This is a genomic window from Stenotrophomonas sp. GSD10, assembly GCF_056172695.1.
The window spans coordinates 674,891-693,519 of record NZ_JAOCMC010000002.1 but is presented as its reverse complement, the minus strand read 5'-3'; the positions used below and the strand labels follow the sequence as shown (position 1 = coordinate 693,519).

23 protein-coding genes are annotated in these 18,629 nt (G+C 67.9%); 17 read left to right on the top strand and 6 right to left on the bottom strand.

The features are described from left to right. The first annotated feature begins 89 nt into the window (after positions 1–89). The 13 genes from lptA to N4G47_RS03335 all read left to right on the top strand — a co-directional run bounded on the left by lptA (position 90) and on the right by N4G47_RS03335 (position 11,131). Positions 90–608 carry a lipopolysaccharide transport periplasmic protein LptA gene (gene lptA, locus N4G47_RS03395; RefSeq protein ID WP_475285201.1) on the top strand — a complete coding sequence of 173 codons (519 nt, stop codon included), beginning with the start codon at positions 90–92 and terminating at the stop codon, positions 606–608. Then, positions 608–1,327 carry an LPS export ABC transporter ATP-binding protein gene (gene lptB, locus N4G47_RS03390; protein ID WP_107230074.1) on the top strand — a complete coding sequence of 240 codons (720 nt, stop codon included), beginning with the start codon at positions 608–610 and terminating at the stop codon, positions 1,325–1,327. The genes lptA and lptB overlap by 1 nt, the downstream gene beginning before the upstream one ends. Before the next feature lie 40 nt (positions 1,328–1,367). After that, positions 1,368–2,789 (top strand): RNA polymerase factor sigma-54, encoded by a 1,422-nt coding sequence (locus N4G47_RS03385; protein WP_475285198.1) that lies wholly within the window; start codon positions 1,368–1,370, stop codon positions 2,787–2,789. Between the two features lie 58 nt (positions 2,790–2,847). Continuing rightward, positions 2,848–3,165: a ribosome hibernation-promoting factor, HPF/YfiA family gene (gene hpf / locus N4G47_RS03380; protein ID WP_057497261.1), complete on the top strand. Its 318-nt coding sequence runs from the start codon at positions 2,848–2,850 to the stop codon at positions 3,163–3,165. 21 nt (positions 3,166–3,186) lie between these two features. Next, positions 3,187–3,639, top strand: a complete 453-nt coding sequence (locus N4G47_RS03375) for a PTS sugar transporter subunit IIA (protein WP_475285197.1) — start codon at positions 3,187–3,189, stop codon at positions 3,637–3,639. After that, positions 3,636–4,586: an HPr(Ser) kinase/phosphatase gene (hprK, locus tag N4G47_RS03370; protein WP_057497259.1), complete on the top strand. Its 951-nt coding sequence runs from the start codon at positions 3,636–3,638 to the stop codon at positions 4,584–4,586. Before N4G47_RS03375 ends, hprK begins: the two co-directional genes overlap by 4 nt. A 26-nt stretch (positions 4,587–4,612) precedes the next feature. After that, positions 4,613–5,497, top strand: coding sequence for an RNase adapter RapZ (gene rapZ / locus N4G47_RS03365; RefSeq protein WP_057497258.1), 885 nt, complete (start codon positions 4,613–4,615; stop codon positions 5,495–5,497). A gap of 426 nt (positions 5,498–5,923) precedes the next feature. Further along, on the top strand, positions 5,924–6,316 hold the full coding sequence (locus N4G47_RS03360; protein ID WP_057497257.1) for a PTS sugar transporter subunit IIA: 393 nt from the start codon (positions 5,924–5,926) through the stop codon (positions 6,314–6,316). Beyond that, positions 6,309–6,578 carry an HPr family phosphocarrier protein gene (locus N4G47_RS03355; RefSeq protein WP_107230071.1) on the top strand — a complete coding sequence of 90 codons (270 nt, stop codon included), beginning with the start codon at positions 6,309–6,311 and terminating at the stop codon, positions 6,576–6,578. Before N4G47_RS03360 ends, N4G47_RS03355 begins: the two co-directional genes overlap by 8 nt. Before the next feature lie 2 nt (positions 6,579–6,580). After that, a complete protein-coding gene (gene ptsP / locus N4G47_RS03350) occupies positions 6,581–8,350 on the top strand; it encodes a phosphoenolpyruvate--protein phosphotransferase (protein ID WP_249844821.1) in 1,770 nt (589 codons plus the stop codon). 194 nt (positions 8,351–8,544) lie between these two features. Continuing rightward, on the top strand, positions 8,545–9,906 hold the full coding sequence (gene mgtE / locus N4G47_RS03345; RefSeq protein WP_005408383.1) for a magnesium transporter: 1,362 nt from the start codon (positions 8,545–8,547) through the stop codon (positions 9,904–9,906). 91 nt (positions 9,907–9,997) lie between these two features. Then, positions 9,998–10,264 carry a hypothetical protein gene (locus tag N4G47_RS03340; protein ID WP_475285194.1) on the top strand — a complete coding sequence of 89 codons (267 nt, stop codon included), beginning with the start codon at positions 9,998–10,000 and terminating at the stop codon, positions 10,262–10,264. A 69-nt stretch (positions 10,265–10,333) separates the two neighbouring features. Then, positions 10,334–11,131 (top strand): carboxylesterase family protein, encoded by a 798-nt coding sequence (locus tag N4G47_RS03335; RefSeq protein ID WP_475285192.1) that lies wholly within the window; start codon positions 10,334–10,336, stop codon positions 11,129–11,131. Between the two features lie 87 nt (positions 11,132–11,218). Here N4G47_RS03335 and N4G47_RS03330 read toward each other — a convergent pair whose 3' ends face one another. From N4G47_RS03330 to N4G47_RS03315, 4 genes are all read right to left on the bottom strand, one after another. Continuing rightward, positions 11,219–11,710: an REP-associated tyrosine transposase gene (locus N4G47_RS03330; protein ID WP_475285190.1), complete on the bottom strand. Its 492-nt coding sequence runs from the start codon at positions 11,708–11,710 to the stop codon at positions 11,219–11,221. A gap of 158 nt (positions 11,711–11,868) precedes the next feature. After that, positions 11,869–12,819, bottom strand: a complete 951-nt coding sequence (locus N4G47_RS03325; RefSeq protein ID WP_107230066.1) for an aspartate carbamoyltransferase catalytic subunit — start codon at positions 12,817–12,819, stop codon at positions 11,869–11,871. A 16-nt stretch (positions 12,820–12,835) separates the two neighbouring features. Then, complete coding sequence (gene ruvX, locus N4G47_RS03320) at positions 12,836–13,303, bottom strand: Holliday junction resolvase RuvX (protein WP_107230065.1); 468 nt, start codon at positions 13,301–13,303, stop codon at positions 12,836–12,838. Continuing rightward, a complete protein-coding gene (locus N4G47_RS03315; protein WP_107230064.1) occupies positions 13,296–13,862 on the bottom strand; it encodes a YqgE/AlgH family protein in 567 nt (188 codons plus the stop codon). Before N4G47_RS03315 ends, ruvX begins: the two co-directional genes overlap by 8 nt. 80 nt (positions 13,863–13,942) lie before the next feature. On the opposite strand from N4G47_RS03315, the gene N4G47_RS03310 reads away from it, so the two are divergent. From N4G47_RS03310 to N4G47_RS03300, 3 genes are read left to right on the top strand one after another with little or no spacing between them, the layout of a single operon-like run. After that, a complete protein-coding gene (locus N4G47_RS03310; RefSeq protein WP_475285187.1) occupies positions 13,943–14,545 on the top strand; it encodes a hypothetical protein in 603 nt (200 codons plus the stop codon). After that, positions 14,482–15,738, top strand: a complete 1,257-nt coding sequence (locus N4G47_RS03305; protein ID WP_475285185.1) for a DUF4153 domain-containing protein — start codon at positions 14,482–14,484, stop codon at positions 15,736–15,738. Before N4G47_RS03310 ends, N4G47_RS03305 begins: the two co-directional genes overlap by 64 nt. Further along, the gene (locus N4G47_RS03300) at positions 15,735–16,280 is read left to right on the top strand and encodes a DNA-3-methyladenine glycosylase I (RefSeq protein ID WP_475285183.1); all 546 of its coding nucleotides are present in this window, start codon (positions 15,735–15,737) and stop codon (positions 16,278–16,280) included. Before N4G47_RS03305 ends, N4G47_RS03300 begins: the two co-directional genes overlap by 4 nt. Before the next feature lie 76 nt (positions 16,281–16,356). Here the strand turns inward: N4G47_RS03300 and N4G47_RS03295 are convergent, their stop codons facing one another. Next, positions 16,357–17,064: a YitT family protein gene (locus tag N4G47_RS03295; protein ID WP_029379885.1), complete on the bottom strand. Its 708-nt coding sequence runs from the start codon at positions 17,062–17,064 to the stop codon at positions 16,357–16,359. A 111-nt stretch (positions 17,065–17,175) separates the two neighbouring features. Continuing rightward, positions 17,176–17,388 (bottom strand): DUF4287 domain-containing protein, encoded by a 213-nt coding sequence (locus tag N4G47_RS03290; RefSeq protein ID WP_099553959.1) that lies wholly within the window; start codon positions 17,386–17,388, stop codon positions 17,176–17,178. 315 nt (positions 17,389–17,703) lie between these two features. Here N4G47_RS03290 and N4G47_RS03285 point away from each other — a divergent pair, with 315 nt between their 5' ends. Further along, entirely contained in the window at positions 17,704–18,600 is an 897-nt protein-coding gene (locus N4G47_RS03285; protein WP_475285180.1) for a LysR family transcriptional regulator, read from the top strand. Positions 18,601–18,629: the final 29 nt, after the last annotated feature.

Here is an 18,629-nt window from a genome sequence, read left to right as displayed (position 1 = left end):
CCTGCGACGTCTCCGGACCGGCGCAAGGCGGACAGCCCACCCACCCGCCCCCGGTCCGCCGGGAGGCCCCACCGGTAGAACGGACCCCGATGAAGATTCCCTTTGCAGCCGTACTCGCGCTCGGTCTTCTTGTGCCCAGCGCTGCCTTCGCCAAGTCCACCGACCGCAACGAAGACATGCACATCGATTCCGGCGCACAGTCGGGCATGCTCACCGGCGACGGCAAGACCGTGCTGTCGCAGGGCGTGATCATCACCCAGGGCACGCTGGACCTGCGCTCGTCCGAGGCCGAGATCTACCTCAAGGACGGCGAAGCGGTGCGTGTGGTGTTCACCGGCAAGCAGGCCAAGATGAAGCAGCAGCTCGATGACGGCACCTGGATGGACGCGCTGGCCGACCGCATCGACTACGACATCAAGACCGAGATCATCACCCTGACCGGCAACTACAAGGTCACCAGCGCGCGCGGCACCAATGCCGGCCAGCGCATGGTCTACAACACCCGCAGCGGCGAGATGAACTCCGGTGGCGACGGCAGCCGCGTGCGCACCGTTATCCCGCCCAAGAACAAGACGCCGGCGGCGGCGCCGGCCGGGAGCAAGAAGTAATGCTCGTCGCCCAGGGCCTGCGCAAGAAGTACAAGCAGCGCGAAGTCGTCAAGGACTTCGGGCTGACCCTCGATGCCGGCGAAGTGGTCGGCCTGCTGGGCCCCAACGGCGCCGGCAAGACCACCTGCTTCTACATGATCGTCGGCCTGGTCGCCGCCGATGCCGGCAGCATCGTGCTCGACGGCAAGGACATCACCGGCGACCCGATGTACACCCGCGCCAAGCAGGGCGTGGGCTACCTGCCGCAGGAGCCGTCGGTGTTCCGCAAGCTGACCGTGGCCGACAACATCCGCCTGGTGCTGGAACTGCGCGAAGACCTGGATTCGGCCGGCCGCGAGCGCGAATTGAACAGCCTGCTCGACGAGCTGCAGCTGGGCCACGTCGCCGACCAGCTCGGCGCCAGCCTGTCCGGTGGCGAGCGCCGCCGTTGCGAGATCGCCCGAGCCCTGGCCGCACAGCCGCGCCTGATCCTGCTCGATGAACCGTTCGCCGGTGTCGACCCGATCTCGGTCGGCGAAATCCAGCGCATCGTCACCCATCTCAAGCAGCGCGGCATCGGTGTGCTGATCACCGACCACAACGTGCGCGAGACCTTGGGAATCTGTGACCGCGCGTATATCCTCGCCGAGGGCAGCGTGCTCGCCCAGGGGTCGCCGGAGGCGATCCTGGACAACGCCGACGTACGTCGCGTTTACCTTGGGGATTCCTTCAAGCTGTGATCGCAGGCGCCGGGTCCCTTTCCTTCCGTTCGGCACTGGCATGAAGACTCGGCTGCAGACATCGTTGGGACAGCACCTGGTGCTCACGCCCCAGTTGCAGCAGGCGATCAAGCTGCTGCAGATGTCCACCACCGAGCTGGAGCTGGAGATCGCCCAAGCGGTGGAAAGCAATCCGCTGCTGGACTGGGCCGACGGCAGCGACGGCAACGCGGCCAACGAGGGCAGCGACGGCAGCGACAGCGAGGCCCCGGCCGAACGCAGCGACAGCGGCGACGACTGGGCGCCGGCCGAGCTGGACTGGAGTGCCGCCGGCAGCGGCGGCAGCTTCGATGACGATGACGACACCGGCAGCGCCGCCGAGCGCGTGGCCGAAACCGAAACCCTGGCCGACCATCTGCTGTGGCAGCTGCACCTGTCGCATCTGTCGGCGCGTGACCGCAGCATCGGCGCGGCGCTGATCGATGCACTGGACGACGATGGCTACCTGCGCGAGCCGCTGGCAACCATCGCCGAAACCCTGCTGCCGGCGATCCATGCCGACGAAGATGAGATCCTGGCGCTACTGCATCGCATCCAGCGTTTCGATCCGGTGGGCGTGGCCGCGCGTACGCTGGGCGAATGCCTGCAGCTGCAGCTGGAGGTGCTGGACGAGGACACGCCCGGCCTGGCGCTGGCGCGGCAGATTGCCGCAGGCCCGCTGGAACGACTGCCGCGCAGTGGCGTGTCCGGGCTTGCCCACGAACTGAAGCAGCCGCTGGCCGAGGTCGAGACCGCCGTGGCCCTGTTGCGCTCGCTGGACCCACGCCCGGGCACGCAGATCGCGCCGCTGTCGCAGGACACCTACGTGGTGCCGGACGTCGTGGTGTGGCGGCAGAACGGTGTCTGGCGCGCGGCACTGGCCGGGCATGCCGGGCCGAAGGTGGTGATCCACCGTGGCTATGAACAGTTGATCCGCCGCTGTGGCGACGCCGATGCAGGCTATCTGCGCGCCCAGCTGCAGGAAGCGCGCTGGCTGCTCAAGGGCCTGCAGCAGCGTGGCGAGACCCTGCTGCGGGTGGTGCGCAGCCTGATCCTGCAACAGGCCGGATTCCTCGAATTCGGCGAACAGGCGCTGCGCCCGCTGACCCTGCGCGAGATCGCCGCCGAACTGGGCCTGCACGAATCGACGGTGTCGCGCGCGATCGCCCGCAAGCATGTGCGCACCCCGCGCGGCACCCTGCCGCTGCGTGCCTTCTTCGCCTCGGGCATCGATACCGACGGCGGCGGCGAGGCCTCCAGCACCGCCATCCAGGCGATGATCCGGCGCCTGATCGACGATGAGAACCCGCGCAAGCCGCTTTCTGACGCCAAGCTGGCTGACCTGCTCAAATCGTCGGGAATTCCAGTAGCGCGGCGCACCGTGGCGAAGTATCGTGAAGCCATGAACATCTCCGCCTCGCACGAAAGGGTCAGAATCGCTTGACGCACCGCCGCGCCCGGCGGAGAGGTTCATTGGCACATCCGAACACAGGAGAAACCCGATGCGCATCGAAACGTTTGGCAAAGACGTCGAAGTCACCCCGGCCCTGCAGTCCTATGTAGAGGAGAAGCTGGCCCGGATCGGAAAACACTTCGACCAGCACTGCGAAGCGCGGGTGACCCTCAAGCTGCAGAAGACCGAGCACCACGTCGACGCCAGCCTCAACATTCCGGGGCAGACCCTGCACGCCGAGGCCGGCGGCCAGACCATGTATGCCGCGATCGACGTGCTTGCGGACAAGCTTGACCGCCTGGTGATCAAGCACAAGGAGAAAAAACAGCAGCACGCACCGCTGCCGGTGGGCGACAATGGCGGCTGATCGCCACCGTTTCCCGCAGACATGCCCCTGAATGACCTCCTGGCGGCCGTGCAGACCCAGCTCTGCACGGCCACCGACCGCGACAGCGTCCTGCAGGCCGCCGCCGGGTTGCTGGCCTGCCGCCAGGCCAACGCCGAACAGATCTACCTGAACCTGTGCCAGCGTGAAGCGCTGGGCAGCACGGCGATCGGTCACGGCATCGCCATCCCCCACGGCCGCGCGCCGACCCTGGACCGCCCACGCGGCGCCCTGCTGCGGTTGGCCACCCCGGTCGACTTCGGCGGCGACGAACCGGTCGACCTGGTATTTGCGATCGCCGTCCCCGCCCATTACACGCACCAGCACCTGATGCTGCTGTCCGAGCTGGCCGAACTGTTCTCCTCGCCGGCGATCCGCCAGGCCCTGCGTGACGCCGGCGACGCCCGGGCCCTGCGCCAGGCGCTGGACCTGCCCCCACCTGCGAGCGCCGCATGAATACCAGCATCACCGCACGCGAACTGTTCGAACAGCAGCGCGAGCGGCTCGGCCTGCGCTGGGCCGCCGGCCAGTCCGGAGAGAAGCGCGAGCTGGAGGCCGGCAACACGGTCTCGCGGCGCCCGTCGCTGGCCGGCTACCTCAATGCGATCTACCCCAACAAGGTGCAGATCCTGGGCACCGAGGAGCTGTCCTGGCTGGATGCGCTGGAACCGCGCCAGCGCTGGGAAACGATCGAGAAGATCATGCAGTCGCATCCGCTGGCGCTGGTACTGACCCGCAACCAGCCCTGTCCGGAAGACCTGCGCGCCGCCGCCGATGAATCCGGCACGCCGCTGTGGCTGTCACCCAAGCGCGGCCACGAGCTGCTCAACCATCTGTCCTACCACCTGGCGCGCACGCTGGCGCCGCGGGTGATCCTGCATGGCGTGTTCATGGAGATCTACTCCATCGGCGTGCTGATCACCGGTGAGGCCGGCTCGGGCAAGAGCGAGCTGGCGCTGGAGCTGCTCAGCCGTGGCCACCGGCTGGTGGCCGACGACGCCCCCGAGTTCACCCAGATCGCCCCCGACGTGCTCGATGGCACCTGCCCGGAGCTGCTGCAGGACCTGCTGGAAGTGCGCGGCCTGGGCGTGCTGAACGTGCGCGAGATGTTCGGCGACACGGCTGTAAAGAAGAACAAGTATCTTCGGCTGATCGTCCACCTGACCAAGCCGATGACCGAACCCACGCCGCATGGCTACGAGCGCCTGACCGGCGATTCGGGCACCCGCCATGTGCTGGACCTGGACGTGCCGCTGATCACCCTGCCGGTGATGCCGGGCCGCAACCTGGCCGTGCTGACCGAGGCGGCCACCCGCCTGCATATCCTGCGTACCAAGGGCATCGACCCTGCGGCGATGTTCATCGCCCGCCACAGCAACCTGCTGGAACGGCGAACGCCCTGACCCCCTGCCCTGCCAAGAGCCTGTCCATGAGCACCGTCACTCCCACCGCCCCGACCCTGATCATCGTCAGCGGCCTGTCCGGCTCGGGTAAATCCGTCGCCCTGAAGACCTTCGAGGACCAGGACTACTACTGCTCGGACAACCTGCCGATCCACCTGCTGCCGGACTTCGTGCGCAGCCTGCTGGACAACCACGACGGCCGCGCGCCGCGCCGCTTGGCGGTGGGTATCGACGTGCGCGGCCAGGCCGACCTGAGCCAGCTGGGCGACTGGCGGCAGCTGGCCACCGACGCCGGCGTTGAAGTGAAGGTGCTGTTCTTCGAGGCCAGCGACGAGACCGTGCTCAAGCGCTATGCCGACACCCGCCGCCGGCATCCACTGAGCCAGCTCGGTCTTTCCCTGCCCGAGGCGATCGCCCGCGAACGCGAACTGACCGCGCCGCTGCGGCGCGAAGCCGACGCGGTGATCGATACCAGCAGCCTCAATGTGCATCAGCTGCGCCGTCGCATCATCACCGAGTTCGCGATGGGCCATGCCACCAGCCTGTCGCTGTTGTTCGAATCGTTTGCCTACAAGCGTGGCGTGCCGGCCGAAGCAGACTTCGTGTTCGACGCACGGGTGCTGCCCAACCCGCACTGGGATCCCGACCTGCGCGCGCTCAGCGGCCGCGAACCCGGCGTGCGCGACTACCTGGAGGCGCAGCCGGATGTGCAGCGCTATCTGGCCCAGCTGATGGACTTTCTCGATACCTGGCTGCCGAAGCTGGGCGACGGCACCCGCAGCTACGTGACCGTGGCCTTCGGCTGCACCGGTGGCAAGCACCGCTCGGTATTCCTGGCCGAGCGCATGGCGCGGCATGCGCGCGAGATGGGCTGGGAAGACGTGGCGACCTACCACCGCGAACAGGATTGAGGGCGTCGGCCGGGCTGCGCCCGGCACCGACCGGTCGTGCCGGTCGCTGGCCGGCAACAGCATCTGCAAAAGCAAAAGCAGAAGCGGCATTCCGTGGGATGGCGGGGCGGGTCCGGTTACGGGGGACGCAGTAAACCCATCCATGGGGGCTTGGCCGCGGCATCCATGCCGCGGACACCCCGCAACCGGACCCACCCCGCCTCTGACAGACTCCGTGTGCTGTTGGTGCGTGTCGACCGCTGTTGGTGGGTGTCGACCTTGGTCGACACTGCAGACCCACGCCATGCGTGGAGGGATCGGAACCCGTGGCGGGTCAGAGCCCTTTTCCGTGGAAAAGGGATCCGACCCCGGCATCGCTGAATACGGGACACAGTGCCCCTCGCCTGCTGCTATCGCCGATTCACCTTGACCTGTTAACGTGCAGTAATGACCTGTGGCATTCTCCTCGTAACACACCCTGGGGTCGGGACCGCCCTGCTTGATGTGGCGACCCGGCTCCTGCGGCAATTGCCGCTGAAGACCGAAGCTTTCGAAGTACCGTTCGACGCAGACCTGGACGCCCTGCTCCCGCTCGCCTCGGCCGCCCTGCGGCGGGTCGATGGTGGTGCAGGCGTGCTGATCCTGACCGACCTGTACGGTGCCAGCCCCGCCAATCTTGCCGGGCAGCTGGCCCGGCTGGGGACCCCGGTTCGCCGGGTGTCGGCGCTGAGCCTGCCGATGTTGCTGCGGGTGATGAATTATCCGGAACAGGGACTGGATCAACTGCCCGCCACAGCCGCGGCGGGTACCCGTAATGGAGCGATAGTCGACGATGCTTGAACGAGAACTCACCGTGAGCAACCGCCTGGGCCTGCATGCCCGGGCCACCGCCAAGCTGGTGCAGACCCTGGCGCCTTTCCGCTGCAACGTGACCATGGCCGCCAAGGGCCGTGAGATCAACGCCAAGAGCATCATGGGCGTGATGCTGCTGGCCGCCGGCCAGGGCACGCCGGTCACCGTGCGCATCACCGGCGAGGACGAGTCGGCCGCGATGGATGCGGTGGTGGACCTGTTCGAACGCCGCTTCGACGAGGACAGCTGAGCGTGCCACGCGCGCGCGCCGGCCAGCCTTCTTCCGGCCTGCGGCCGGTGCAGCTGCTGGCCGGCCACGGCGCCGCACGCGGCACGGCGATGGGCCGCGCCCGGGTGCGCCTGCCGCATGCGCTGGAGGTAGCCGAACAACGGGTGGCGCCCAGCCAGGTGGAGGCCGAACTGGCCCGCCTGCACCACGCAGTGGCCGCCGCGCGTACCGAAATGCACGAGCTGCGCCAGCGCCTGCACGGTGCCCTGAGCCAGGAAGTGGGCGAATTCCTCGACCTGCACGCCCTGCTGCTGGACGACCCCGAGCTGCTGCACGGGCTGGATGAGCTGATCCGCAGCGGCCCGTACAGCGCCGGCTATGCCCTGCGCGTGCAACGCGACCGTCTGGCCAAGGTCTTCGATGGCATGGACGATGCCTATCTGAAGAGCCGCATGGACGATCTGGACCACGTGATCGGCCGCATCCATGCCTTCCTGCAACCCGAGCGTGCGCCGGTGGTGAAGGGCCTGGCCGGCGAGATCCTGGTCTGCGACAACATCGCCCCGTCCGAGCTGGCCCAGCTGCAGGCACAGGGCGTGGTCGGCATCGTCACGGCGGCCGGCAGCGCACTGTCACACAGCGCCATCCTGGCGCGCAGCCTGCATCTGCCGTTGATCGTGAACGTGCCGCAGCTGCTCAGTCGCGTCGCCGATGGCGATGTGCTGATCATCGATGGTGCCGACGGCAGCATCACCGCCAACCCGCTGGCCGACAACCTGCGCGACTACCGCGCGCGCCTGAAGGAACACGCGCGCGAACAGCGCGAGCTCGGGCGCCTGCGCAGCAAGCCCAGCCGCACCCGCGACCAGGTCGACATCGCCCTGCTGGCCAATGCCGAATCGCTGGAAGATGTGACCCAGGCCCATGCGCTGGGCGCCCAGGGCCTGGGCCTGTACCGCACCGAATTCCTGTTCCTGCAGCGTAACGAGCTGCCGGATGAGGAAGAACAGTTCCAGACCTATCGCGACGCCGCGCTGGGCATGAGCGGGCGGCCGGTGACCATCCGCACGCTCGACCTGGGTGCGGACAAGGCCGACCGCACTGGCCTGACCCTGAGCAACGAGGAGAATCCGGCGCTGGGCCTGCGTGGCGTACGCCTGTCGCTGGCGCGGCCGAAGGTAGCCGATACCCAGCTGCGTGCGATCCTGCGTGCATCGGCCTACGGCAAGCTGCGCGTGCTGCTGCCGATGATCAGCACCCGCGAGGAACTGCTGGCGGTGCGCCGGCGCATGCTGAAGCTGACCGAGCAGCTGCGCGGCGAAGGCCACATGGTGTCCGAGCATGTGCCGCTGGGCGCGATGATCGAAGTACCCGCCGCCGCGCTGGCGCTGGAGAGTTTCATCGATCTGGTCGACTTCCTGTCGGTTGGCACCAACGACCTGGTGCAGTACCTGCTGGCCGCCGACCGCAACAACGAAGCGCTCGGCGAGTTGTATTCGCCCCTGCACCCGGCGGTGCTGCGCCTGCTGCAGATGGTGATCGAGACCGGCGCGCGCCATCGCATTCCGGTAGCGGTGTGTGGCGAGATGGCCGGCGATGCACGGATGACGCCCCTGCTGCTGGCGCTGGGCCTGACCGAGTTCAGCCTGCATCCGGGCACCCTGCTGGAAGTGCGCCGCGCGATCCGCGAGGCCGATCTGGCCACGCTGCGCGCGCGAGCACCGAAGTTGCTGGCCGCCCGCGACCGCCGCGCCATCGAGCGCTGGCTGGCGCTGGTGGCCGACACGCCCTGACCCCCAAGGGTAGTGCCGGCCGCTGGCCGGCTACCTCATGGACGTCGATGGGGACGATTGCCGACCAGTGGCCGGCACTACCACCGCCCGGCGGCTATGCGCTGAAACATCCCCTTGCGATAATGACGCGCTGAACACCCCTGTTGCCGCATCCTTGCCGGGATCGCGGCTTTTCTTATCCCGCGGGAGCTGCGATGGCTGAAGCTGTACGCCACGACAAGACTGCGCGCCAACTGCGGATGCTGTCCGATGCACTGGACAGTGGCCGCCTGGGTCCGGTGCGCCGCCTGGTCAACACCCTGGCCCCGGCCGAGATCGGCAACCTGCTCGAATCGCTGCCGCCCGGCAAGCGCGAGGTGGTGTGGGGCCTGGTCGATCCGGAAGATGACGGCGAGGTGCTGGTCCACGTCGGCGACGACGTGCGCGAGAGCCTGCTGGCCGACATGGACCCGGACGAGATCATCGCCGCGGTCGAAGACCTCGACATCGACGATCTGGCCGACCTGGTCGAAGACCTGCCGGACACAGTCATCGACGAGGTCCTCAAGTCGATGGACCGGGAGAACCGCGAGCGCCTGGAACAGGTGCTGTCCTATCCCGAGGACAGCGCCGGGCGCCTGATGAACCCGGACGTGGTGACCGTGCGCGCCGACGTCAACGTCGACGTGGTGCTGCGCTACCTGCGCCTGCGCGGCGAACTGCCCGACCACACCGATCACCTGTTCGTGGTCAGCCGCCGCCATCAGTACCTGGGCCGGGTGTCGCTGGCGGCACTGGTGACCCACGAGGACACCACGCCGATCAACCGGCTGATCGACGACGAGCAACCGGCGATCGATGTCGGCGAGAGCGATCAGGAAGTCGCCCGCCAGTTCTCCGACCATGACTGGATCTCCGCGCCGGTGGTGGATGACAACAACATCCTGATCGGCCGCATCACCATCGATGACGTGGTCGACATCATCCGCGGCCAGGCCGAGCACCAGGCGCTGGGCGCGGCCGGTCTGGACGAGGACGAGGACCTGTTCAGCCCGGTCTGGCGCGCGATGCGCCGCCGCCTGATGTGGCTGTCGGTGAACCTGTGTACCGCCTTCCTGGCCTCCAGCGTGGTCGGCCATTTCGAAGGCACCATCGACAAGCTGGTGGCGCTGGCGGTGCTGATGCCGATCGTCGCCGGCCTCGGCGGCAACGCCGGTACCCAGGTGCTGGCACTGATGGTGCGTGGCCTGGCGCTGGGCCAGGTGGGCGCCTCCAACGCCCGCACCCTGCTGTGGAAGGAAGTCCGGGTCGCGCTGTTGAACGGCGTGATGCTCGGTTCGGTGCTGGGCCTGATCGTGCTGGCCTGGTTCCACTCGCCGGGGCTGTCGGCGGTGATCGCCATCGCACTGACCTGCAACCTGCTGTTTGCGGCACTGGCCGGCGTGCTGGTACCCCTGACCCTGAAACGCTTCGGCTTCGACCCGGCGCTGGCCAGCGGCATCTTCCTCACCGCCGTGACCGACTCGATGGGCTTCTTCACCTTCCTCGGCCTGGCCACGCTGGTGCTGCTGCACTGAACCCTGCAGGGTCAGATTCCCGACCTGCTCCAAACCCAGGGTCGGATCCCCGCTGCGCGGGGCTCTGACCCGATCCCCACTGGATCCCCTCATGGCAACCACCATCGAAAACTACTTCCAGCCCGGCTGGCGCGACCAGCAGCACACCTGCCCAGCCTGCGAATGGAAGGGCAGCTCGCGTGCAATGGAGATGGAGCTGGACGAAGACGCCACCGAGTACGACTGCCCGGTCTGCGAGAACCCGCTGCTGGTGGTCCTGCACCCGGACCTGGCGCAGGTGCAGGCCGCGGCCGCCGACGGCAATGCCGAGGCCCAGGAGCAGCTGGACATCATCGCCAGCGTTCCACGCCCGCAGTGACGCGGCGCACGATGCCGCGCTGACGGCAGCGGACTACGATGCAGTGACCTCGCCGCTTCGGGAAGCCTCATGCTCCGTTCAATCTCGCGCTGGCTGCCAGCCCTGGCCGTTCTGATGTTGACCGGCTGCACCTCGATGCCGGACAGCACGCGGGGACATTTCGAAGCGCGCGCGGTGAAGGTGGACGGCGAAACGGCCTACTACCAGGTGTTCGTTCCGGCAGCGTCGGCGCGCACACCCGGCTCGCTGCCGGTGGTGCTGTTCCTGCACGGATCCGGCGAGCGCGGCGGCGATGGCGTCAAGCAGACCCACGCTGGACTGGGGCCGTACCTGCGTGCGCATGCGGCCGATTTCCCGGCGCTGGCGGTGTTTCCGCAGGTGCCGGGGCGCGAGGAATGGAGCGGACGCAACAACCGCGTGGCGCTGGCCGCGCTGGACGCCGCCATTGCCGAGTTCGGCGCCGACCCGGCGCGCCAGTACCTGACCGGCATGTCGATGGGCGGCTATGGCAGCTGGAACATCGCGCTGGACGACCCACGCCGCTTCGCGGCGATCGTGCCGGTATGCGGCGCGGTACTGGCCCCGCGTGCGGTACGCCCGACCCTGTTCGTCGAACAGGTCGCCCACGAGGCCGACCCGTACGCGACCATCGCCCAGCGCCTGCGGCACACCCCGATCTGGATCTTCCACGGCGCGCTGGATGACGTGGTGCCGCCTGCCGATGACCGTCGCCTGCACACCGCCTTCCAGGCTGCCGGCGCGCGCGACGTGCGCTATACCGAATACCCCGACGGCAACCACAACGCCTGGGATGCCACCTACGCCGATCCGGCGATGTGGGCGTGGTTGTTCGCGCAGAAGCGGTGAGCCACCGCTTCTGCTGGGAAACATCTGTTGGTGGGTGCCGACCGTTGGTCGGCATGGATGTTGGTGGGTGCCGACCGTTGGTCGGCACTATCTCTCCGCTTCGGGGAAATCCATTGCTTGGCAACTCACATCGATCTCCCATCGGCACCAGGCATACGGATACTCCCCCACGCAGCTCGCCAAGTTCGCCCTGACCGGGTTGGCGACGATGTACACCGCATGGCGAAACAGTGATTCTTCAGAACGAATGGCGTGATCGTGATAGCTCGATTGCCAGAATCGTCCTGTTCTACCCAGCATGCGATTGATCCGCAATGCACTGCTCGATTTGAAGCGTTGCATGATGTAGTCCAGTGAGAACGCGCGGAGCTCCACCAGCCAATGGATGTGGTCCGGCATGACCACATAGGCAAGCGAGTGCGTCAGACCTTCAGCATCAATGCGGCGGACCACGTCCATCACCATCAGCGCCGCATTGGCATCGTCGAAGTAGCGTCGACGACTCCCGGTAACGGTGGTCAGGATGTAGGTCTGCCCGATCCGGGAATGGCGGCCAAGGCGTAGACGTGCACGGCTCATGGGCCCAAGCTTGTGCCCGCCGCCAGCTTGCTTCCATCAGGTAAACGCTCCGATGGAGGTAGGGCTGCGGCCAATCAATGGTCGCGCCCAGGAGTTCACGTGACGTGTTGCTCTGTGCCGACCAACGGTCGGCACCTACCCAGGCAAATGCAGGCAGATCAGCCCAGCAGGGTTTCCAGCACGGCCATGCGCACGGCCACACCGTTGGCGACCTGACGCAGCACCCACGACTGCGGGCCGTCGGCCACCTCGTCGGTCACTTCCACGCCGCGGTTGATCGGACCGGGGTGCAGCACCGCCGCGTCCTTGCCGGCACGCGCCAGGCGCGCGTTGGTCAGGCCGTACTGCGCGTGGTACTGCTCCAGCGACGGCACCAGGCCCTCTTCCATGCGCTCGCGCTGCAGGCGCAGCATCATCAGCGCATCGACGCCTTCCAGCATCGCGTCGAAATCGTCGCCGACCACGCAGCCCTTCAGGGTCTCATCGTCGGGCAGCAGTGACTGCGGGCCGCACACGCGGATCTCGCCCACGCCCAGCGTGCGCAGCGCATGCAGGTCGGTGCGCGCCACGCGCGAGTGCTTCACGTCGCCGACGATCACCACCTTCAGCTTCGAGAAATCCGGGCCCTTGGCCTGGCGCAGGGTCAGCATGTCCAGCAGGCCCTGGGTCGGGTGCGAACTGCGGCCGTCGCCGGCGTTGATCAACGCCGTGCCCTCGCCCGCCGCCTCGGCCAGTGCGGCCACGGCGCCGTCATCGGGGTGGCGCACCACGAAGCCGCGCACGCCCATCGCTTCCAGGTTGCGCAGCGTATCGCAGGCGGTTTCGCCCTTGCGCGTGGACGAGGTGGAGGCGTCGAAGTTCAGCACGTCGGCGCCCAACCGCTGCGCCGCCAGCTGGAACGAGCTGCGGGTGCGCGTGGACGGTTCGAAGAACAGCGTGCACACCGCAGAACCGGCCAGCACGTGGCGCTTGTTGCCGACGCGGCCGACTGCGGCATCGCGGATCTGCCCGGCACGGTCGAGCAGCTGCAGCAGGGTTTCGCGCGGCAGGCCCTCAAGGGTCAGCAGGTGGCGCAGGCGTCCGGAGGCATCGAGTTGCTGGGCGGTCATGGCGGGAGTCGTGCAGTCAAGGAATGGGAGTGGCGTCGTCCGGTGACGACAGCCAGCGGTCGATGATCACCGCCGCGGCCACCGCATCGAGGGCGGCCGCGTCACGGCGGCGCCTGCGCCCTTCGGCGCGCTCGACAGCGAAGCGGCGGGCAGCCTCGACCGAGCTGGAGCGCTCGTCGATCATCACCACCGGCAGCTTGAAACGTTCCCGCAGCTGGCGGGCAAAGCCCTGCGCGCGCTTGCGATTGGGCTGGTCCTGGCCGTCGAGGGTAAGCGGGTCGCCCACCACCAGGCCATCGGGCTTCCATTCCTTGAGCAGGCGTTCGATCGCGGTCCAGTCCGGGCCGTTGCCATGCACGTCAACCACGGCCACCGCGCGCGCATGCGCGGCGAAGGCACTGCCGATGGCCACGCCGATCCGCCGCGAGCCCACATCGAAGCCGAGCACGGTGCCATCACGGCGGATCACGGCCGGCTCAGACATGGCCGCTGTAGTCCGTCAGCCGGAACAGGTCCACGCCGATGCGCGAGGCCGCGCCCTGCCAGCGCTGCTCCAGCGGCAGCTGGAACACCAGTTCGGCATCGGCCGGCACGGTCAGCCAGCTGTTCTCGGCCAGCTCGCTTTCCAGCTGGCCGGCGCCCCACCCCGCACAACCGAGGGTGACCACGGCGTTGGCCGGGCCTTCGCCACGCGCCATCGCTTCGAGGATGTCGCGCGAGGTGGTCAGGTACAGGCCTTCGCCCACGATCAGGCTGGAATCCCACGCCCGTGCGTCGTCGTGGATGACGAAGCCGCGTTCGGGATGCACCGGGCCGCCGTTGAGCACCATGCGTGCCTGCAGATCGCCATCACCGGTGCTGATATCCATCTGCGCGAGCACTTCGCCCAGGGTGTACTCGGACGGCTGGTTGACCAGCACGCCCATCGCCCCGTTCTCGTCGTGCTGACAGATCAGCGCGACGCTGCGGGCAAAGGTCGCGTCGAGCAGCGACGGCAGCGCGACGAGCAGGTGATCGGCAAGGGAGGTCGGCGTTACAGGCATGCGCCCATTCTACCCGCTGGGGCCGGGACGCGGGCGCGAAGGGATCGGCTAGGATGGCGCCCTTGCAAGGAGGTTGGACAATGCAACAGGAAGTGCCGTTGGCCCGGGGCACGCGCCGCATGATCGTGCTGATCGCGCTGCTGCAGGGCCTGGTGTTGTATGCGATGCAGGAACTGGCCGAGCGCTGGCAGGTCCGCGATGGCGTCTGGCGCTACTGCGCGTATGCGTGGCTGCTGAGCGTTCCCACCGCACTGGCCCTGACCGTGGTCGAGGTGAAGGACCGCCGCCTCTGGCAGCATGCCGGGCTGGCATCGCTGCTGGTACTCGGGCTGGGGGCCTGGGCCGCGTGGAATCTGCAGGGAGCCTCCGGCCTCAACCCCACACCGGTGCTGATGCCGCTGTCCGTTTGCCTGGGCATCGGCGTCTTCATTGCGCTGCCGTGGTGGCAGTTCCGCCTGCAGCAGGGGCACTGGAATGCCAGCTACGCGGCCCTGTTCGAGCGCGCCTGGCAGAACGGGCTCACGCTGGCGCTGGCGGGCGCGTTCACCGGGTTGACCTGGGCCTTGCTGTGGCTGTGCGCCGCATTGTTCAGCCTGCTGCGCGTGGATTTTTCCAGCAGTTGTTCCTGCACCCGGCCTTTGTGGCGCTGGCGACCGGACTGCTGGCCGGGTTCGGCCTGTTGATCGGCCGCACCCAGCACCGTGCCATCCAGATCACCCGCCAGGTGCTGTTTGCCGTCTGCCGCGGGTTGCTGCCGCTGCTGGCGCTGATTGCGCTGCTGTTCGTCTCTGCGCTGCCGTTCACCGGCCTGGCGCCGCTGTGGGGCACCCGCTCTGCAGCCAGCCTGCTGCTGGCCATGGCCCTGCTGTTGATCGCGTTCGCCAACGCGGTCTACCAGCACGACAGCGATACTGCGGTGTATCCGCGCGGGGTGCGCCGCCTGGTGGACGCCGGCCTGCTGACACTGCCGGTGTACGCGGCGCTGGCGCTGTTTGCCATCGGCCTGCGCCTGGGCCAGCACGGCATGACCGTGGATCGGTTCTGGGGCCTGGCGACCGCGCTGCTGGTGGCGGGCTACGCGCTGGGATATGCGCTGGCCGTGCTGCGCCGGCAGGGCCGCTGGCTGCAGGGCCTGGAAGCGGTCAACCGTTGGATGTGCGGGCTGGTGCTGGTGGTGGCGATACTCGGCAGCTCGCCGCTGATCGACCCGATCCGGCTGACCCTGGCCAGCCAGGTACCGCGCTTCACCGCGCAGCCCGACCAGATCACCGGTGGCGATGCCAGCATGCTGCGCTTCGAGCTGGGGATACGCGGCGTGCGCGCGCTGAACGAACTGCAGCAGCAACCGGGCGTCATTGCCGACCCGCACGCGCGCAGCGTGCTGGCCGAGGCATTGCCGCGCCCCACCGCAGGACGCGATGTGCCTGCGCCCTCCGCCCCACGCTCGCTGGACCAGCTGCATGCACGCATCATCGTGGCCAAGGGCAGCCCGATGCCTGCCGATGACTGGTGGCAGGCGCTGCTGCACGCCCGCCAGATCCGTGCCGATGGCTGCCTGGACACCGATGAGGAATGCATCGCGGTGCGTCGTGATCTCGACCAGGACGGCGAAGATGAGGTGCTGCTGTGCCGGATTTCGCCCTATCTGCCGCCTGACTGCGCACTGCACGTGCGGCACAAGGGTGCATGGCATTCGGCGGGAAGCGTATCGTTCCCACGACACAGCAGCGCACAGGCGCAGACGCTGACCCGTGCGCTGCGCGGCGGCGGGCTGGAAACACGGCCCCCACGCTGGCCCGAGATGCGCCTGGAGGGCATTCCGGCACAGCTTTCCCTGGATGAAGACGAAGGCCGCGAGGAGGCGGCTGCACCATGAGTGGATACTGCCTCATCGCCCCGGGCCACCCGGTGCACGACTACTACCACGCCAACGAATACGGCTTCCCGCAGCGTGACGAGCGCGAACTGTTCGAGCGGCTGGTGCTGGAGATCAACCAGGCCGGGCTGAGCTGGGAGACCATCCTGAAGAAGCGCGAGGGTTTCCGCGCGGCCTACGACGGTTTCGACGTGGACCGCGTGGCCGCCTACGCCGAGCAGGACATCGAGCGGTTGCTGTCGGACGCGGGCATCATCCGTAACCGGCTGAAGGTGCTGGCGGCGATCCACAACGCGCAGGTGATCCAGCAGCTGCGGGCCAGCCATGGCAGCTTCGCGGCGTGGCTGGATGCGCATCACCCGCGCAGCAAGGCCGACTGGGTGAAGCTGTTCAAGAAGACCTTCCGCTTCACCGGTGGCGAGATCACCGGCGAATTCCTGATGAGCCTGGGCTACCTGCCCGGCGCCCATGCCGAGGACTGCCCGGTGCAGGCGCGGCTGCTGAAGCTGTCACCGCCGTGGCTGCAGGTGGCTGGCCGCTGATGCAAATCCGCCGGGCATGGCCCGGCGCTACCAGGTGGTGGTTCCGGTAGCGCCGGGCCATGCCCGGCGAACGCGATCACACCCCCATGTAACGGCCCGGGCGGTGGTTGAACATCAGCACCAGGCTGAGCACCACTGCGCCGATGGCCGAATACAGCACTTTCGACGGCGACAACACGAAGAACGCAGCCACCATCAGGCACGCGTCGTAGGACATCTGCACCTTGCCCGCGCTCCAGCCACGGGTGCGCTGCAGGTACACCGCCAGGATGCCGATGCCGCCGAGGCTGGCGCGGTGGCGGATGAAGAACAGGATGCCCAGCCCGGACAGCGCGCCACCGACGATCGCCGAATACAGCGGGTGGATGTGCGAGAAGTCGATCCAGCGCGGCAGCAGGTCGGTCAGCACGCCACAGGCGGTGACCGCGGCAAAGGTCTTCAGGGTGAATTCCCAGCCCATGCGCCGCACCGCCACCCAGTAGAACGGCAGGTTGACCAGCACGAACACCACGCCGAAGTTCCAGTCCAGCGCGTAGTGCAGCAGGAACGCCATGCCGGCCATGCCGCCGATCATCAGCCCGCTCTTGGCGAAGATGGCCAGGCCCAGCGAGGCCACCATGGTGGCCAGCACCATGCCCTGCACGTCCTCGGCGATCGAGTGACGCAGCGCTTTTTCATCGGCGGTGGTGCCGGCGCTGTCGGGCGGCGGGGTCAGCGGACCGGCGGTGACCAGGTGGCCGTCAGCGTCGTCGCACGGCGCGGGGCCATGGGAGGGAAGGGACATGCGGGTGGGGGAACAGCAGGTGGGGAGCGCTATTAGACACGATCCGCATGACAGTTGCAGATGAAATCGTTCAGCTGAATGCGTCCCACCCTGCCCTCCGCCGGCCGCCGGTCACCCCTTGCCGGCCAGGTGGTGCGCCACCAGCGCGTTGGCGTGCCCATGGCCCAGGCCGTGCTCGCTCTTCAGGAAGCTGACCAGTTCCATGTGCTTGAGCCCCTTCTTCTTCGACAGCAGGCCGAACCAGTGCGCCACCGGCTGCCCGTAGGTCTTTTCGATGGAGGGGAAATACGAGGCCGGGCCTTTCGGCTTGGTGTCAGTGCTCATGTGCAGCTCCGGTTGAAGTCATTCATTCGACGAACCACAGACGCAGAAATCGACACACCCTCACGTAGTGGTGCCGGATCCCGTGCCGACCAGCGGGCGGCACCCACCAACAGCAGCGGGAAACTGTCGAAGGCGGGGTGACTCAGGTTGCGGGGGCGTGAGCGCCATGGATGGCGCGACCGAGGCTACATGGACGTACTTGCGCCGTCCCCCGCGACCTGAGCCACCCCGCCTCCCACGGGAAGCCAGCTTTTGACGTTGCCGTTGACGTTGATTCGGCAGGTGCCGGGCGCAGCCCGGCCGTATCATTCCCGCATGCCCCGTGAAAACCTCAACGACCTGCAGGCCTTCGTCCACGTCGCCCGCGAGGGCAGCTTCACCCGGGCGGCCGCGCAGCTGGGCGTCTCCCAGTCCGCGCTCAGCCATGCCATGCGCGGTCTGGAACAGCGCCTGGGCGTGCGCCTGCTGACCCGCACCACGCGCAGCGTGTCCACCACCGAGGCCGGCGCACACCTGCTGGAAACGCTCGCCCCGCGACTGGCCGAGATCGAGGACGGACTGGCCGCGCTGGCCGAGTACCGCGAGCGCCCGGCCGGCACCATCCGCATCAACGCGACCGGCCATGCCGCCGAGTACATCGCCTGGCCGCGACTGGCGCCGCTGCTGCAGCAGTACCCGGACCTGAAGGTGGAACTGACCGCCGATTACGGCCTGGCCGACATCGTCGCCGAGCGCTACGACATCGGCATCCGTCTGGGCGAGCGGCTGGCCAGGGACATGATCGCCGTACCTGTCAGCCCACCGCTGCGCATGCGCGTGGTCGGCGCGCCCAGCTATTTCCGCCGGCACGTGGTGCCACGGCACCCGGATGACCTGGCCGCGCACAACTGCGTGACCCTGCGCCTGCCCACACACGGCGGGCTGATGCCGTGGGATTTCGGCAAGGACGGCAATGAACTGAGCGTACGCGTCAGTGGCCAGTGGATCTTCAACAGCATGGGCATGACCCGCGCCGCCGCACTGGCCGGCAGCGGCCTGGCCTGGTTGCCGGAAGACCAGGTACAACCGATGCTCGATGATGGGCGGCTGCTGTCGGTGCTCGACGATTGGTGCCCGCACTTCGATGGGTACTACGCGTACTACCCGTCCCGCCGGCACGTAACGGTGGCGATGCGCACGGTGCTGGATGCGCTGCGTGGGCCGATGGGGTGAGGGCTAAGGAGTGCGGACCAACGGTCCGC

Excerpts from the sequence above, each read along its gene's own strand:
- hpf (WP_057497261.1), top strand. The coding sequence starts at position 2,848 with ATGCGCATCGAAACGTTTGGCAAAGACGTCGAAGTCACCCCGGCCCTG.
- N4G47_RS03295 (WP_029379885.1), bottom strand. The coding sequence starts at position 17,064 with ATGTCCCTTCCCTCCCATGGCCCCGCGCCGTGCGACGACGCTGACGGC.
- N4G47_RS03325 (WP_107230066.1), bottom strand. The coding sequence starts at position 12,819 with ATGACCGCCCAGCAACTCGATGCCTCCGGACGCCTGCGCCACCTGCTG.
- hprK (WP_057497259.1), top strand. The coding sequence starts at position 3,636 with ATGAATACCAGCATCACCGCACGCGAACTGTTCGAACAGCAGCGCGAG.
- N4G47_RS03285 (WP_475285180.1), top strand. The coding sequence starts at position 17,704 with ATGCCCCGTGAAAACCTCAACGACCTGCAGGCCTTCGTCCACGTCGCC.
- N4G47_RS03340 (WP_475285194.1), top strand. The coding sequence starts at position 9,998 with ATGGCAACCACCATCGAAAACTACTTCCAGCCCGGCTGGCGCGACCAG.
- N4G47_RS03360 (WP_057497257.1), top strand. The coding sequence starts at position 5,924 with ATGACCTGTGGCATTCTCCTCGTAACACACCCTGGGGTCGGGACCGCC.
- ruvX (WP_107230065.1), bottom strand. The coding sequence starts at position 13,303 with ATGTCTGAGCCGGCCGTGATCCGCCGTGATGGCACCGTGCTCGGCTTC.
- N4G47_RS03330 (WP_475285190.1), bottom strand. The coding sequence starts at position 11,710 with ATGAGCCGTGCACGTCTACGCCTTGGCCGCCATTCCCGGATCGGGCAG.
- N4G47_RS03355 (WP_107230071.1), top strand. The coding sequence starts at position 6,309 with ATGCTTGAACGAGAACTCACCGTGAGCAACCGCCTGGGCCTGCATGCC.
- N4G47_RS03385 (WP_475285198.1), top strand. The coding sequence starts at position 1,368 with ATGAAGACTCGGCTGCAGACATCGTTGGGACAGCACCTGGTGCTCACG.
- rapZ (WP_057497258.1), top strand. The coding sequence starts at position 4,613 with ATGAGCACCGTCACTCCCACCGCCCCGACCCTGATCATCGTCAGCGGC.
- N4G47_RS03375 (WP_475285197.1), top strand. The coding sequence starts at position 3,187 with ATGCCCCTGAATGACCTCCTGGCGGCCGTGCAGACCCAGCTCTGCACG.
- N4G47_RS03310 (WP_475285187.1), top strand. The coding sequence starts at position 13,943 with ATGCAACAGGAAGTGCCGTTGGCCCGGGGCACGCGCCGCATGATCGTG.
- mgtE (WP_005408383.1), top strand. The coding sequence starts at position 8,545 with ATGGCTGAAGCTGTACGCCACGACAAGACTGCGCGCCAACTGCGGATG.
- N4G47_RS03315 (WP_107230064.1), bottom strand. The coding sequence starts at position 13,862 with ATGCCTGTAACGCCGACCTCCCTTGCCGATCACCTGCTCGTCGCGCTG.
- N4G47_RS03300 (WP_475285183.1), top strand. The coding sequence starts at position 15,735 with ATGAGTGGATACTGCCTCATCGCCCCGGGCCACCCGGTGCACGACTAC.
- lptB (WP_107230074.1), top strand. The coding sequence starts at position 608 with ATGCTCGTCGCCCAGGGCCTGCGCAAGAAGTACAAGCAGCGCGAAGTC.
- lptA (WP_475285201.1), top strand. The coding sequence starts at position 90 with ATGAAGATTCCCTTTGCAGCCGTACTCGCGCTCGGTCTTCTTGTGCCC.
- N4G47_RS03290 (WP_099553959.1), bottom strand. The coding sequence starts at position 17,388 with ATGAGCACTGACACCAAGCCGAAAGGCCCGGCCTCGTATTTCCCCTCC.
- N4G47_RS03335 (WP_475285192.1), top strand. The coding sequence starts at position 10,334 with ATGCTCCGTTCAATCTCGCGCTGGCTGCCAGCCCTGGCCGTTCTGATG.